At 64.5% G+C, this 15,002-nt stretch carries 10 protein-coding genes; 6 read left to right on the forward strand and 4 right to left on the reverse strand.

Features of this window, described 5'->3' with window-relative positions; genetic code table 11:
• Nucleotides 1-5: 5 nt before the first annotated feature.
• The gene (gene cysN, locus POM99_RS10605; protein ID WP_277277532.1) at nt 6-1,931 is read right to left on the reverse strand and encodes a sulfate adenylyltransferase subunit CysN; all 1,926 of its coding nucleotides are present in this window, start codon (nt 1,929-1,931) and stop codon (nt 6-8) included.
• On the reverse strand, nt 1,931-2,860 hold the full coding sequence (gene cysD / locus POM99_RS10610) for a sulfate adenylyltransferase subunit CysD (protein WP_277277533.1): 930 nt from the start codon (nt 2,858-2,860) through the stop codon (nt 1,931-1,933). The genes cysN and cysD overlap by 1 nt, the downstream gene beginning before the upstream one ends.
• 80 nt (nt 2,861-2,940) lie before the next feature.
• Between cysD and POM99_RS10615 the strand changes: the two genes are divergently transcribed.
• On the forward strand, nt 2,941-4,053 hold the full coding sequence (locus tag POM99_RS10615; RefSeq protein WP_277277534.1) for a helix-turn-helix transcriptional regulator: 1,113 nt from the start codon (nt 2,941-2,943) through the stop codon (nt 4,051-4,053).
• On the opposite strand, the gene POM99_RS10620 is transcribed toward POM99_RS10615, so the two are convergent.
• Nucleotides 4,054-4,920 (reverse strand): LysR family transcriptional regulator, encoded by an 867-nt coding sequence (locus tag POM99_RS10620; RefSeq protein ID WP_277277535.1) that lies wholly within the window; start codon nt 4,918-4,920, stop codon nt 4,054-4,056.
• Between the two features lie 89 nt (nt 4,921-5,009).
• On the opposite strand from POM99_RS10620, the gene POM99_RS10625 reads away from it, so the two are divergent.
• From POM99_RS10625 to POM99_RS10645, 5 genes are read left to right on the forward strand one after another with little or no spacing between them, the layout of a single operon-like run.
• Entirely contained in the window at nt 5,010-6,176 is a 1,167-nt protein-coding gene (locus tag POM99_RS10625) for an isovaleryl-CoA dehydrogenase (protein WP_277277536.1), read from the forward strand.
• The gene (locus POM99_RS10630; RefSeq protein ID WP_277277537.1) at nt 6,173-6,466 is read left to right on the forward strand and encodes a YciI family protein; all 294 of its coding nucleotides are present in this window, start codon (nt 6,173-6,175) and stop codon (nt 6,464-6,466) included. Before POM99_RS10625 ends, POM99_RS10630 begins: the two co-directional genes overlap by 4 nt.
• Nucleotides 6,467-6,493: 27 nt before the next feature.
• Nucleotides 6,494-8,095 (forward strand): carboxyl transferase domain-containing protein, encoded by a 1,602-nt coding sequence (locus tag POM99_RS10635; protein WP_277277538.1) that lies wholly within the window; start codon nt 6,494-6,496, stop codon nt 8,093-8,095.
• Between the two features lie 11 nt (nt 8,096-8,106).
• Nucleotides 8,107-9,975 carry an acetyl/propionyl/methylcrotonyl-CoA carboxylase subunit alpha gene (locus tag POM99_RS10640; protein WP_277277539.1) on the forward strand — a complete coding sequence of 623 codons (1,869 nt, stop codon included), beginning with the start codon at nt 8,107-8,109 and terminating at the stop codon, nt 9,973-9,975.
• Between the two features lie 51 nt (nt 9,976-10,026).
• Nucleotides 10,027-10,476: a MaoC family dehydratase gene (locus POM99_RS10645; protein WP_277277540.1), complete on the forward strand. Its 450-nt coding sequence runs from the start codon at nt 10,027-10,029 to the stop codon at nt 10,474-10,476.
• Here POM99_RS10645 and POM99_RS10650 read toward each other — a convergent pair.
• On the reverse strand, nt 10,473-14,651 hold the full coding sequence (locus POM99_RS10650; RefSeq protein WP_277277542.1) for a LamG-like jellyroll fold domain-containing protein: 4,179 nt from the start codon (nt 14,649-14,651) through the stop codon (nt 10,473-10,475). The genes POM99_RS10645 and POM99_RS10650 overlap by 4 nt on opposite strands.
• Nucleotides 14,652-15,002 lie beyond the last annotated feature (351 nt).

The raw sequence follows: 15,002 nt of genomic DNA on the forward strand, positions 1-15,002 counted from the left end.
CGCCATCACTTCGCTCCCAGCAGCAGGTTGACGATGCGCTCGGCCGCATCTTCCGGCGTTTCGCGCGTCGTATCCACCCGCACTTCGGGCTGCTCAGGCGCTTCGTAGGGGCTGTCGATGCCAGTGAAGTTCTTCAGCTGCCCGCTGCGCGCCTTCTTGTAGAGGCCCTTCACGTCGCGGCGTTCGGCTTCCTCCAGCGGGGTGTCGATAAACACTTCCACGAACTCGCCCTGCGGCAGCATCGCCCGCACCATCTCCCGCTCCGCCCTGAACGGGCTGATGAACGCGGTCAGCACGATGAGGCCGGCATCGGTCATCAGCTTGCTGACTTCGCCCACACGACGGATGTTTTCGATGCGGTCCGCCTCGGTGAAGCCAAGGTCCTTGTTGAGGCCGTGGCGCACGTTGTCCCCATCGAGGAGGAAGGTGTGCTTGCCCAGGGCATGCAGCTTCTTCTCCACGAGGTTTGCGATGGTCGACTTGCCCGAGCCGGACAGGCCGGTGAACCACAGGACCGCCGGGCGCTGGTTCTTGAGCGCGGCGTGCGCTTCGCGGCTGACGTCAAGCGCCTGCCAGTGGACGTTCTGCGAGCGGCGCAGGCTGAAGTTCAGCATGCCCGCGGCGACGGTGGCGTTGGTGATCTTGTCGATCAGGATGAACCCGCCCAGCGTTCGGCTGTCGGCATAGGGTTCGAACACGATCGCACGGTCGGTGGTCAGCTCGGCCACGCCGATGGCGTTGAGGTCCAGCGTCTTGGCCGCCAGCTGCTCCATGGTGTTGACGTTCACCACGTACTTCGGCTGCTGCACGGTGACCGAGACGGTCTGCGTGCCGAGCTTCAGCCAGTAGGCGCGGCCCACGTGCATGGCCTCGTCATTCAGCCAGACCAGCGTAGCTTCGAACTGATCGGCGGCCTGCGGCGGGTTGTCCGCAGTGGCGATCACATCGCCGCGCGAGCAGTCGATCTCGTCGGCGAAGCACACAGTGACAGACTGACCCGCGACGGCCTCGTCCAGATCGCCATCCAGCGTGACAACGCGGGTGACGGTGCTGGTCTTGCCCGAGGGCAGCACGCGCACGGCATCGCCCGGCTTGACCGAACCCGTTGCGATCAGGCCCGAGAATCCGCGGAAGTCCAGATTGGGGCGGTTGACCCACTGCACCGGCATGCGGAAGGCCTTGTCCGCATCGACCGAGGACAGCACTTCCACCGTCTCGAGGTGTTCGACCAGCGTCGGCCCCTTGTACCACGGGGTGTTGGCCGAAAGCGTGGTGATGTTGTCACCCTTGAAGCCGGAAATCGGCATCGCGGTGAAGCTTTCGATCCCGATCGAACGGGCGAACTCGGCATAGTCCTTGACGATCGCGTCGAACACGGCGTGGTCGTAATCGACCAGGTCCATCTTGTTGACCGCCAGAACGATGTTCTTGATGCCGATCAGGTGGCACAGGTAGCTGTGGCGGCGCGTCTGCACCAGCACGCCCTTGCGCGCATCGATCAGGATCACCGCAAGATCGGCGGTGGAGGCGCCGGTCACCATGTTGCGGGTATACTGTTCGTGGCCGGGGCAATCGGCGACGATGAACTTGCGCTTTTCGGTGTTGAAGAAGCGATAGGCGACGTCGATGGTGATGCCCTGTTCGCGCTCGGCGGCGAGGCCATCGACCAGCAGCGCGAAATCGATCTCCTGCCCCTGCGTGCCCACCTTCTTGCTGTCGGTTTCCAGCGCGGCGAGCTGATCCTCGAAGATCATCTTCGAATCATAGAGCAGGCGGCCGATCAGAGTGGACTTGCCATCGTCCACCGACCCGCAGGTGATGAAGCGCAGCATGGTCTTGTGCTGGTGCTGATCAAGATAGGCGTCGATGTCCTCGGCAATGAGCGCCTCGGTGACGTAGACGGGTTCTTCCTTGGTGATCTGGTCAGTCATCAGAAATACCCCTGCTGCTTCTTAACTTCCATGCCGGCACCGCCGGCGTCCTTGTCGATTACGCGGCCCTGGCGCTCGCTGGTGGTGGTCAGCAGCGTCTCCTGGATCACTTCGGGCAAGGTCTTGGCGGTGCTCTCCACAGCGCCGGTCAGCGGGAAGCAACCCAGCGTGCGGAAGCGGACCGACTTCATGGTGATCTCGGGACGGTAGCCCAGCACCTTTTCCAGCCGCGGGATGTCGTCGGCCATGAACAGGCCGCCTTCCCATTCATAAGTCGGTCGCTCGTCGGCGAAGTAGAGCGGCACGATCGGCACGTCGTTGAGGTGGATGTACTGCCAGATGTCGAGCTCGGTCCAGTTCGAGATCGGGAACACGCGGATGGATTCGCCCTTGTTCTTGCGGGCGTTGTAGAGGTTCCACAGCTCCGGGCGCTGGTTCTTGGGATCCCAGCCGTGGCTGGCTGTCCGGAAAGAGAAGATGCGCTCCTTGGCGCGGCTCTTTTCCTCGTCACGCCGCGCGCCGCCGAAGGCCGCATCAAAACCGTACTTGTCCAACGCCTGCTTCAGGCCTTCGGTCTTCCACATGTCGGTGTGGAGCGCGCCATGGTCGAAGGGGTTGATGCCGCGCTCGGCCGCTTCCGGGTTCTGGTAGACCAGCAGCTCCATGCCGCTTTCTTCGGCCATCTTGTTGCGCAGGGCGTACATGTCCTGGAACTTCCAGGTGGTGTCCACGTGCAGCAGCGGGAAGGGCGGCGGCGAGGGATAGAATGCCTTGCGTGCAAGGTGCAGCATTACCGCACTGTCCTTGCCCACCGAATAGAGCATCACGGGGTTGTCGGATTCAGCGACAACTTCACGCATAATGTGGATGGCTTCGGCTTCAAGCCGCTGGATATGGGTCAATCGGGATTTGCTGATCAGGTCTGACATCTCTCTCTCCGCAGTGGCGGTTGACCGCTCATTCGCCGCAGCGGATTGACGAATATGCTCCCATGTGGGAGCAAAATGACATGGCTTTTCTACCCGCTGATCAACGTGAACTTTTTCTGCCGATTGTGGAGGGCATTCACGAGAACCCTCCGTGGAGCGCGTTCATGCGCAACCTTGTGGCGCGGACCTATGCCCGGCGCGCCTTCATGCTGATTGCGCTGGCCAATGCCCCTGCCGATCACGAACCGACCGTGCTCCATGTTGCTGCACCCCGCGCGGCGAACGAACCGCCGCTGGACTTCCGCCAGATCCATGCATTGAACCTGCATCCCTATGGCCAGTTGCGATCGGAGCGGGTCTATGACCTTGACGAAATGCTTGACTATGACCGTCGCGACCAACTGGCCCGACAGCGGGAAGTGCTGAATGCAATGGGTGTCCGCTATGGACGGTGGTTGCGTATCAGCGCGCCCGGCGTGGCGGATGCGTGGCTGCTGCTGGTGCGTGAGCGGGAGGACTTCAGTGCATCCGCCGTCGCGACCCTCTCCACCATCGCCCCGCATCTTGCCTCCGCGCTGCGCACACTGGGCGCGTTGATCGAGCAGCGCCTGCAGGCGGCAATGGCGCAAGCGGCGCTGGCCCGGATGGGGGCTGGGCAACTGGCGCTGGACGCGGGCGGACGGGTGATGGCGGCCGATCCCGAGGCCGAGCGGTGGCTGGCGTTCCTGCCAGATCCCGATCATGCCCAGGGCCGGCGGCTGCAGCTGCTGCCTGAAACGGCGCGTGCCCTAGAAGCCCGCTGTGCAGAACTGGCTGCTGCTCCAGCCGGCGCTACCACCGCGCTGATGGTGGACGAGCGCCGGGCCATCTGGCTGCTGCTTCGCAAGGCGAACCTTGCACTGGTCGAACCGCATGCGGCGCCGGCGGTGATCGCGACACTGCGCATGGGAAGACGCGAGAATGAGCGGAGCGCGGTGCGGACGATCGCCGCGATCCATGGCTTGTCCGACCGCGAGGCCGCGTTGGCCCATGCCTTGACCATGGGCGAATCGATCCTTGAAGCGGGCCGTCGCCTGCGCCTGACGCCGGAAACCGCGCGCAACTATTCCAAGCGGATCTACGCCAAGACTGGGGCGAGGGGGCAGGCGGACCTGGTGCGGATGGTTCTGGACGGGCTGGCCCCATTCAGTTGATCAACCATGCTGGGCCACGGCCTGTGCGATCGTTTCGATCACCCCCGCGCGCGTCAGCCGCCCTTCACCATCGGCATCGAAGGTCAGGCCCACGGTCCGTTCCAGTTCCAGCCCTGCCAGCGGGCGCGCAACGATTCCGGGCTCGATCAGGCTGCGCGGCATGACCGTCAGGCCCAGCCCCGCGCGGACATAGCCGGCGATGCGCTCCTCGCTCTGGCTTCGCGCCGCCATGAACGGGCGCACCCCGCGCGCGGTGAAAAAGCGGCTGACCTGAGGCAGCGCCTCGCACTGGCGGCGCACCAGCATCGCCTCGTCCATCAGATCATCGCAGCGCAGCAGGTCCGCACCGGCAAGGTGGTGGCCTTCGCGCATGACCAGTTCGAACGGTTCGTGGAACAGCGTGACATGGCGACGGCTGGCAGCGCCGTCGAGCGGGCCCATTACCAGATCGACCCGGCCACGATCGAGCAGCGTGGCCATTTCGCCAGGGCGCCGTTCCACCACTTCGAGCTGCAGGCCCGGCTTGGCGAGCAGTGCGGCGGCCACGCGCTCCACCATTCCGGTGGCAAGTGTACTGGCCACGCCCAGCCGCACCACCGTTGCGGGGTCGATCTCGGTGACCGACCGCTGCGCCTCGGCAAACTCGTTCTCTATCCGCCGTGCATGGGGCAGCAGCCGCGCGCCGGCCGCAGTCAGTTCCACCCGGCGGTTTGACCGGTTGAACAGCACCTGTCCGGCCACGTGCTCCAGCCGGGCGATCCCGCTCGACACAGTGGGCTGTGAAACCCGGCACAGCGATGCCGCACCCGAAAAGGTGCCGGTATCGACCACAGCCAGAAAATAGCGCAGCAAATGGCGTTCTATCATAGATTGCTTCTATGCAATGCTTGCCCCCGCGCCAAGTTTTCCTTTGCGTCGTTCCTGCTATCCTGCGCCCGAAAAGAGGAGCCTGAGCGATGCGCGCGACCCCCGATCTCGAATTCGGCCTGACCGAAAGCGCCATGATGATCCGTGAGGCGGCTGGTCGCTTTGCTGATGAGCAGATCGCCCCGCTGGCTGCCGAGATCGATGCGAACGACCGCTTCCCGCGCGAACTGTGGCAGCCGATGGGCGAACTGGGTCTGCACGGCGTGACCGTGGAGGAAGAATGGGGCGGCCTGGGCCTCGGCTATCTCGACCACGTGATCGCGGTTGAGGAAGTTAGCCGCGCCAGCGGATCGGTCGGCCTCAGCTATGGTGCGCATTCCAACCTGTGCATCAACCAGATCCGCCGCTGGGGGAATGACGAGCAGAAGGCGAAGTATCTGCCCGGGCTGGTTTCGGGCGAGCATGTCGGCTCGCTGGCGATGTCAGAGGTGGGGGCCGGGTCCGACGTCGTTTCGATGAAGCTGCGCGCCGATGCGGTCGCGGGCGGCTTCCGGCTCAACGGCACCAAGTTCTGGATCACCAATGGCACGTATGCCGATACGCTGGTGGTCTATGCCAAGACCGCGCCCGAGGCGGGCAGCCGGGGCATTACCGCCTTCCTGATCGAAAAGGACATGCCCGGCTTCTCCATCGGCCAGAAGATCGACAAGATGGGGCTGCGCGGCAGCCCAACCTGCGAGCTGGTGTTCGACGATTGCTTCGTGCCGGAAGAAAACGTGATGGGCCCGCTGCACGGCGGCGTGGGGGTGCTGATGAGCGGGCTGGATTACGAACGCGTGGTGCTGGCCGGCATGCAGATCGGCATCATGCAGGCCTGCCTCGACACGGTCATTCCCTATGTTCGCGAGCGCAAACAGTTCGGCAAGCCGATCGGCGCGTTCCAGTTGATGCAGGCGAAGGTGGCGGACATGTATGTCGCGCTGCAATCGGCGCGGGCCTATGTCTATACCGTGGCCAAGGCCTGCGACGCCGGGCAGACCACCCGGTTCGACGCAGCCGGCGCGATCCTGCTGGCGAGCGAGAACGCCTTCCGTGTGGCGGGAGAGGCGGTGCAGGCGCTGGGCGGCGCGGGCTATACCAAGGACTGGCCGGTGGAACGCTACCTGCGCGATGCCAAGCTGCTCGATATCGGTGCGGGCACCAACGAGATCAGGCGGATGCTGATCGGCCGCGAACTGATCGGGGCGGGTTCGTGAAGGATTTCATCCTGCTGATGCACGACGATGCCGTGCGGGCCGAGGATGGCGCAGCGTGGGATGCCTATTTCGGCGCCCTCCACCGCTCGGGGTGCTTCGACGGCGGCAGCAGCATCGGTGCGGGCCGGCGGTTCCGCAAGGATGGTGCCATCGGGGCAGGTGCCTTGCCGGTAACCGGCTCCATCCGTGTGCGTGCCGCGGACCTTGCCGGCGCCGAAGCGTTCCTTTCCGGCAATCCCGTGTATGAAGCGGGCGGCACGATCGAGATCCGGGAACTGCCGCGTGACTGATCCCAAGCCTTACCTGGAGGTTCGCCGATGACCGCGCCCGTGCTGACGAGCAACCTCGACCTCTCCAGCCCGCAGGCGCAGGCGCGCGCCGCGCACAATCGCGCCCTGGCCGACGAACTGCGCGCGCGGGTGGCGCAGGCGGCGCTGGGCGGTGATGCGCGCAGCCGCGAACGGCATGTCTCGCGCGGCAAGCTGCTGCCACGCGATCGCGTGGAGCGCCTGCTCGATCCGGGCTCGCCGTTTCTCGAGATCGGGCAACTCGCCGCGAACGGGATGTATGGCGACGAGGTGCCGGGTGCCGGGATCATCGCCGGCGTGGGCCGCGTTTCGGGCCGCCAGTGCATGATCTTCGCCAATGACGCCACGGTGAAGGGCGGCACCTATTTCCCGATGACGGTGAAGAAGCACCTGCGCGCGCAGGAGATCGCCGCCGAAAACCGCCTGCCGTGCATCTATCTGGTCGACAGCGGCGGGGCCAACCTGCCGAACCAGGCGGAAGTCTTTCCAGACCGCGACCACTTCGGCCGGTTCTTCTACAATCAGGCGCGGATGAGCGGTCAGGGCATCCCGCAGATCGCCAGCGTGATGGGCAGCTGCACCGCCGGCGGGGCCTATGTTCCGGCGATGAGCGACGAGACGGTGATCGTGCGCAACCAGGGCACCATCTTCCTTGCCGGACCGCCGCTGGTGAAGGCGGCGACGGGCGAGGAGATCACCGCCGAAGACCTTGGCGGGGGTGACCTCCACGCGCGCAAGTCCGGCGTGGTCGATCACCTGGCTGACAGCGACGAACACGCGCTCACGCTGGTGCGAGACATCGTCAGCCACCTTGGCCCCGCCGGCGATGCGGGCGTTGCGCGCAAGGCACCGGTGCCGCCGAAGTTCGATCCGCAAGATCTCTACGCCATCATCCCCGAAGACGTGCGCGCGCCCTATGACGTGCACGAGGTGATCGCGCGGATCGTTGATGGCAGCGAGTTCCACGAGTTCAAGGCGCTCTATGGCTCCACGCTGGTCTGCGGGTTCGCGCATATCCACGGAATGCCGGTGGCGATCCTCGCCAACAACGGCGTGCTCTTTTCGGAAAGCGCGCAGAAGGGCGCCCATTTCATCGAACTTGCCTGCCAGCGCCGCATCCCGCTGCTGTTCCTGCAGAACATCTCGGGCTTCATGGTCGGCGGCAAGTACGAGGCGGAGGGCATCGCCAAGCACGGGGCCAAGCTTGTGACGGCGGTGGCCACGGCGCAGGTGCCCAAGATCACCGTGCTGATCGGGGGCAGCTTCGGCGCGGGCAACTACGGCATGTGCGGCCGCGCCTATCAGCCGCGCTTCCTGTTCACCTGGCCCAACGCGCGGATCAGCGTGATGGGCGGCGAACAGGCGGCCTCCGTCCTGGCGACGGTGCACCGCGACGCCGAGAAGTGGACGCCCGAGGAGGCCGAGGCCTTCAAGGCTCCCATCCGGCAGAAGTACGAGGACGAAGGCAATCCCTATTACGCCACCGCCCGCCTGTGGGATGACGGGGTGATCGACCCCGCGCAAACGCGCGATGTGCTGGGGCTCGCGCTGGAAACCTGCCTTGAAACCCCGATTGCCGAGCGCGCGCCGTTCGGCGTGTTCCGGATGTGAGGAGGAACGGCATGATCAAGTCCCTCCTGATCGCCAACCGTGGCGAAATTGCCTGCCGGGTGATCCGCACCGCGCGCCGCCTCGGCATCCGCACCGTGGCGGTCTATTCCGATGCCGACGCGCAGGCGCTGCACGTGCGCAGCGCGGACGAAGCCGTGCATATCGGCCCTGCGCCGGCGCGCGAGAGCTATCTTGTGGGCGAACGCATCATCGCCGCGGCCAGGGCCACCGGGGCAGAGGCCATCCATCCCGGCTATGGCTTCCTGTCCGAGAACGCGGAATTCGCGCTGGCCGTGCTCGATGCCGGGCTGGTGTGGGTGGGGCCCAAGCCGCATTCGATCACCGCGATGGGGCTCAAGGACGCGGCCAAGGCGCGCATGATCGCGGCCGGTGTGCCGGTCACGCCGGGTTATCTCGGCGAGGACCAGTCGCCCGAGCGACTGCAGACAGAGGCCGACGCCATCGGCTATCCCGTGCTGATCAAGGCGGTCGCCGGCGGCGGCGGCAAGGGGATGCGCCGGGTCGATGCGGCAGCGGACTTTGCCGAAGCGCTCGCTTCATGCCGGCGCGAAGCCGCATCGAGCTTCGGCGACGACCGCGTGCTGATCGAAAAGTACATCCTCTCGCCCCGCCATATCGAAGTGCAGGTCTTCGGTGACAGCCACGGAAATGTCGTCCACCTGTTCGAGCGTGACTGTTCGTTGCAGCGCCGCCACCAGAAGGTGATCGAGGAAGCCCCCGCACCGGGCATGGATGAAGCCACGCGCGAGGCTGTCTGTGGCGCCGCCGTGCGCGCGGCCAAGGCGGTGGATTATGAAGGCGCTGGCACCATCGAGTTCATCGCCGATGGCAGCGAAGGCCTCCGCGCCGACCGCATCTGGTTCATGGAAATGAACACCCGCCTGCAAGTGGAACACCCGGTGACCGAGGAGATCACCGGCGTGGACCTGGTGGAATGGCAACTGCGCGTGGCGAGCGGTGAGCCCCTGCCAAGGACGCAGGACGAACTCTCCATCAACGGCTGGGCGATGGAAGCACGCCTCTACGCCGAAGACCCTGCGCGTGGTTTCCTGCCCAGCATCGGCCGCGTCGACGATTTCCTCTATCCGCACTACCGTGCCCGCATTGACACCGGGGTGGAAGCGGGGGCGGTGATCTCGCCGTTCTATGACCCGATGATCGCCAAGCTGATTGTCCATCGTGACACCCGCGCCGAAGCCGTCGAGGGCCTGCGCGAGACGCTGGAAGAAGGCGTTGTGGGTCCGCTTGTGACCAACAGCGGCTTCCTGTGGCGCCTGCTGGGCCATCCCGCCTTCGGTGCGGGCGTGGTCGATACCGGGCTGATCGAACGCAACCTGGAAAGCCTGACCACACGGCCTGAGCCTGCCGTGGGCGAGCGGTCGCGCGCGGCTTCTCGGCTGGTCGGAACGCCCGGCGCCACGCCGTGGGCCAGCCAGTCCGGCCTGCGCCTGAACGCAGCACCGCGCCGGGATGTGCGCCTGGCCGACCAGTTCGGCCGCACTTTCGAGACAGCGCTGCTCGATGAACCGACGATCGATGATTGGCCGGCCGAACCCGTTACCACCATCGATGAAGGCGGCGAACGCTTCCTCATGCGGCTGGCGCGCACGGAAGGTGGCGCGGGCGGCATCGCTTCCAACGGCGCGATCCTCGCGCCCATGCCCGGAAAGGTCATTTCCGTCGATGTTGCCGCTGGCCAGGCGGTGACCAAGGGGCAGAAGCTGCTGGTGCTGGAAGCGATGAAGATGGAACACGCGCTGACCGCGCCGTTCGATGGTACCGTGGCAGAACTGACCGTGGAAGCGGGCGCGCAGGTGCAGGTGGATGCTCTGCTGGCACGGGTGGAAAAGGCGGAATAGACCGCAATGCCTTCCCCTTCACGGGGGGGCAGTCTGAGGGAGGCGAGACGAATGGCGGGCCGGTTTTTCGATCAGTGGCAGGTGGGAGACCGGATCGAGCACGATGTTCGCCGCACCGTGACCGAGACCGACAACTTGCTGTTCTCGACCATGACCCACAACCCGCAGCCGCTGCACATCGATGCCGAAGCGGCGCGGGCCAGCGAGTTCGGCCAGATCCTCGTCAACGGCACCTTCACCTTCGCGCTGATGGTCGGGCTTTCGGTGGGCGATACCACGTTGGGCACGCTGGTGGCGAACCTGGGCTATGACAAGCTGGTGATGCCCAAGCCGGTGTTCATCGGTGATACCATGCGCGCCACCAGCGAAGTGGTCGAACTGCGCGAAAGCAAGTCACGCCCCGATGCCGGGATCGTCACCTTCCTGCATGAACTGCTCAATCAGCGGGGCGAAACGGTGTGCCGCTGCACCCGCTCCGCCCTGCTGAAGAAGTCGGCTTAAAGCACGAAGTCCGCGGCCACCGGCGCATCGGTGGCGATGACGATGAACGAGAAATCGGCGGTCCCGTCACCGTCGATATCTCCGGATAGGGTCCACAAACCTGCTTTCCCGGTGACTGCAAGCTGGCCCACGCCGTTTGCGTCCAGCTTGGCGACGAGCTGGAATGCTCCGTCGCCGGCTGCGCTGCCGTTGGCATCAATCTTCGAGAGGTCGATGCGGTCGCCCTCCGTATGCGAAAAGTCGAGGATCCTGTCACGATCCGTGCCTGTGTTCGGCAGGTCGGTCAGACTTTCAAACACGAAGGTGTCTGCCCCTGCGCCGCCGGTCATCCGGTCCGCCCCGCTGCCGCCGACAAGGGTGTCGTTCCCGCCCATGCCGGACAGCGCGTCGAACCCGGCCCCACCGCGCAGGGTGTTGGCGGCGGCATTACCGGTCAGTGCATTGTTTAGATTGTTGCCGAAGCCGGAGATTGCGGACGTTCCAGTGAGGGCAAGGTTTTCGAGGTTTGCGCCAAGTGACCAGGTGATCGCCGAATCGACCCGGTCAATCCCGGCGTTGTCATCCTCCAGAACCTGGTCGCCTCCGGTATCGACCACATAGATGTCATTTCCCCCCCCGCCGCGCAGCACATCCGCGCCAGCGCCACCGTCGAGCAGGTTGTCCTGCCCGTTTCCGTCGATGTGGTTGGCCAGCGCATTGCCTATGCCCGTCTTGGCCATGCCGGTCAGCTGCAGGTCCTCGACATTGGCGGTCAGCGTGTAATTGATGCCGGTGCGGACCAGGTCCTGGCCTTCGCCTGACTTCTCGACGACCACATCCTTCCTGCTGTCAACTTCATAGGTGTCGTCGCCCAGCCCGCCGCGCATCGTGTCACCGCTGCGGCCGCCGTCGATCTCGTCGTTGCCGTCTCCACCATCGATGGTGTCGATGCCACCTTCGCCTTCCAGCTCGTCGTCACCTTCGCCACCGGTGATGGTGTCACCCCCTGCGCCGCCTGTGATGTGATTGGCATCGTCATTGCCGGTTAGTGTGAGGGCGCGCGTGCTGCTCTCGCCGCGAAGGTTCTCCAAGCCGGCAGCCAGCGTGTATCCGGCCAGCGTGTTGCGCTCGAGCACCACGGTGTCCATGCCGCCCGTATCGGCGTCTGTCTCGTGGATCGTATCGCCGATGTTGTCCAGCCAGTAGATGTCGCTGCCTTCGCCGCCGGTCAAATCGTCGGCGCCGAGGCCACCGACCAGCGTATCGTCGCCATCACCCCCCACCAAGGTGTCGTCACCCCCGCGCCCATCGAGCTGGTTGGCATAGCCGTTGCCGGTCAGCACGTTTGCGGCGTTGTTGCCGGTGCCGTTGCTGGCGACACCCTTAAGCGTCAGGGTCATGGCGCCACCTGCCAGCACGCTGTTGAGCCCGCTGGTCACCACCACGTCCGGCGAGGCCGCACTGCCGAGCGGCTTGGTCGCGGTGCCGGTCGTTCCCGGTGTCGAGCCCCCGAGCAGTTCGGTCAGCCAATAGGCGACATCCTCGACTCGCGCGTTGGCGTTGCCGTCCTCGTTCAGGAAGCGACCCCACTTGGTCTGGAACCCGATGTGATAGATCCCGTCGAGGATCGTATTCACGGCGTCCTGCCCGAACAGATAACTGGTGCCGCCATCGCCTTGCACCAGGTGGAAGCCTGTTTCGATGCCGTCCTCGTCGTCTCCGTGCGCGGCCGTGAACTCGCTGCCATAGGTCGACCGCACATAATCGCCGATGTCATAGGCTTCGGACGTGGTGATGACCCCGTCATCCATCGCGCCCAGCGCATCAACCGCATCCACGATCATGTGGTTGATCTTGTCGGCCGCCGCTGCGCCGGCGGCGATCTGCGCCGACGAGACCGAGTTGATGAGGCCCTCATCATGGGCGATCACATCCACCAGCGCGTCGAGGCCGGTACCGGTGGTGCCGTGTGGCCCGGTATCGGCCGACGGCAAGCCGCCGGCGGGCATGGCGCCGTTGTCGGCCAACGCCTTCTGGTAATCGGCCTGGCTTGCGTAGAAGTGATCCGCAGTCATCGTCTGGCCATCCAGCTCCAGCCGCAGGCCTTCCGCGCCGTAGTTCTCGAAGTAATAGAGATCGATGGCGTAGAGGCCATCCTTGGCCACGGTGATCGCCTCGCTGGTGGCGGAAAAGCCGCGACCCCACGGATAGCTGGACACTTCGCTGCCGCCCAGATCGAGCCGGAAGCCATCGTCCGAACGCACGGTGACAAGGTGCTGGCCGGCCGACAGCCACACGAAGCCCTTCATGTGCATGCCGATGGTGGTCATGTCTGTTGATGCGCCGCCATCATTCAACGCGGCGTTTTCGCCCAGGAACGAACCCAATGTTCCGCTCTTCCAGCCGCCGCCGAAATCGACCGTGCTGGCGGTGAAGTGAAAGTTCGCCGCCTTGGTCGCACTCTGGGCGATCAGGTCATCGATCGAATCGAAGCCGGTGCTGCGGTCGAACACTTCGCCAGTCAGGCCGGTTCCGGCATGAACCGCCGGCTGCGCGCCGGCGGCGGCAGCTGCGCCCTGCCAGGCATCAGGCAGTGGGCCGGAATGGTTGATGGCCGCAAGTTCGAAGCGATCCAGCACGCGGTCATAAATGCCGAAGGCCCCGATCTTTCCGTCGAGGTGATCCCAGGTCCACGTAGGGTTCTGCGCATCGCGCCCCCAGGTGCCGGCACCCAGCACAAGCGAGCGGGTGTTGCTGGAAAGGCCGCCCAGCGCATCGTCGTCCAGCGCTACCTGCTCCCCGTTCAGCCACAGCGCCACGCCGCCGGGGCCGAAGGTGACGGCCAGCGAATACTGGGTGCCAGCCTGGATCGTTACCCCTTCAGCACGGATCCAGTGGTCGTTGGTCCCGTCCTGATAGAGCAGGTAAAGCTGCCCGTCGTTGATCCAGCAGGTAACGTCGCCAGCGGCGTTGGAAGCCGCGTCCTTGGAAAAGATCACGTGTGTTTGGCCATCGTCAGGATGGTTCGCCGTGAAATCCAGGGTGATGGTCGCCTCGGCCACGCGGCTGGCGGCCACAGTGCCCGCTTCCTTTGATCCGGTGGTGCCGTTGTCGGAGATGGTTGGGCCGCTATAGAACACGCGGTCGCTGTTCACTGCGGTCAGGTCGATCGCGGCGTGGTTGCTTTTCAGCCCGTTGCCGGAAAGGTCGGGCGCAAGCAACAGGGTCAGCCAGTCGGCCACGTCAGACAGCGCGACGTTGTAGTTGCCGTCCTCGTTGAGCAGGTAGCCGTCCTTGATCGCGAATCCGAGGTGGAAAATCCCGTCAGCCACGGTGTCGACCGCACGCTCGCCATAGAGGTAGCCTCGCCCGCCGTCGCCCTGAACCAGATGGAAGCCGGTCTCCAGGTCGCGTTCATCGTTGCCGTGCAGCTTGATCCATTCCGTAAGCTTGTTGGCGCGGATCCAGTGGTTGATCTCGATGACGTCAAAGGTGTCGATCCGGCCATCGTCGGCCACTCCTGTGGCGCGTATGGCGGACACGATGATCTTGCCCATGCCATCGGCGGCGCGGGCGCCATCGTTGATCTGCTGCAGGGCTATTTCGTGGTTCAGGCCCGCATCGTCGACGATCCTCTCCACCAGCGTGTCGAGCCCGGTGCCGGTGGTGCCGTGAACGTAGGGATCAATCTTGGCGTTAGCCAAAGTGCCTTTCGCAAGATCGGCTTTGAGCAAGCTGTTTAGCCAGGTTGCGACTTCGCTGACCGGTGCGTTGAGGTCACCGTCCTCGTTGAGGAACCGGTCACCCACAATCTTGAAGGCGATGTGGTAAATGTCGTCGAGCACAGTGTCGACCGCCGCTTCGCCGAAAAGGCGGGTGACGCCTCCATCTCCTTGCGCCTTGTGAAAACCGGTCTCCAGATCGGCTTCGTCGTTGCCGTGCAGTGCGATGAACTGCGGCAGGTAGTTGGTGCGCAAGTAGTTGGCGAGGGCATAGGTGTCGGACGTGGTGATCTCGCCGTCGTTGGCCAGGCCTAGCTTGCGGATGCCTTCCACGATCAGGATGTTCATCCCGTCGGCCGCTGCCGCCGCCTCGCGAATCTGCGCGCCGGAAATGCGCGCGTTCAGCCCATAGTCGTTCACGACAAGGCCGATGGCCAGGTCAAGCCCTGTGCCGGTTGAACCGGTGATCGCCATGATAGTCTCCCGCCCCCAAGTGGTCCCGGAAGCAGCGTATCAAGAAGCATGGTTTAGGGATTGCTGCAGTTGAGCCTTAACTCGAAAGTAACCGTGATAACCGGGGTGAGGCGGTATGATTTACCGGCAGGCCGTTGTCGCAACTGCTCGATTACATTCGCATGAAGTAAGGAATTTGTAGATCTATAGGAGATTTTGTTGCCAATCGTTAATTTATGGCACTTTTACCCCACATTCTCCAAGTAAGTCGCTGATTTCGCTGTCGTAATCGTGATATTTCGCATATAAATCATGGCGTTGACGGCTGCGAGGGGCGCGTTTCATGGATCACCTGGAGGGTGCGGGCTTGGC

Origin of the sequence: Novosphingobium cyanobacteriorum (assembly GCF_029436685.1) — a bacterium.
GTDB classification, from domain to species: Bacteria; Pseudomonadota; Alphaproteobacteria; order Sphingomonadales; family Sphingomonadaceae; genus Novosphingobium; species Novosphingobium cyanobacteriorum.

What these genes read in the sequence shown, in the direction of transcription:
- cysN (WP_277277532.1), bottom strand. Translation starts at nt 1,931, where the DNA reads ATGACTGACCAGATCACCAAGGAAGAACCCGTCTACGTCACCGAGGCG.
- cysD (WP_277277533.1), bottom strand. Translation starts at nt 2,860, where the DNA reads ATGTCAGACCTGATCAGCAAATCCCGATTGACCCATATCCAGCGGCTT.
- POM99_RS10615 (WP_277277534.1), top strand. Translation starts at nt 2,941, where the DNA reads ATGGCTTTTCTACCCGCTGATCAACGTGAACTTTTTCTGCCGATTGTG.
- POM99_RS10620 (WP_277277535.1), bottom strand. Translation starts at nt 4,920, where the DNA reads ATGATAGAACGCCATTTGCTGCGCTATTTTCTGGCTGTGGTCGATACC.
- POM99_RS10625 (WP_277277536.1), top strand. Translation starts at nt 5,010, where the DNA reads ATGCGCGCGACCCCCGATCTCGAATTCGGCCTGACCGAAAGCGCCATG.
- POM99_RS10635 (WP_277277538.1), top strand. Translation starts at nt 6,494, where the DNA reads ATGACCGCGCCCGTGCTGACGAGCAACCTCGACCTCTCCAGCCCGCAG.
- POM99_RS10640 (WP_277277539.1), top strand. Translation starts at nt 8,107, where the DNA reads ATGATCAAGTCCCTCCTGATCGCCAACCGTGGCGAAATTGCCTGCCGG.
- POM99_RS10645 (WP_277277540.1), top strand. Translation starts at nt 10,027, where the DNA reads ATGGCGGGCCGGTTTTTCGATCAGTGGCAGGTGGGAGACCGGATCGAG.
- POM99_RS10650 (WP_277277542.1), bottom strand. Translation starts at nt 14,651, where the DNA reads ATGGCGATCACCGGTTCAACCGGCACAGGGCTTGACCTGGCCATCGGC.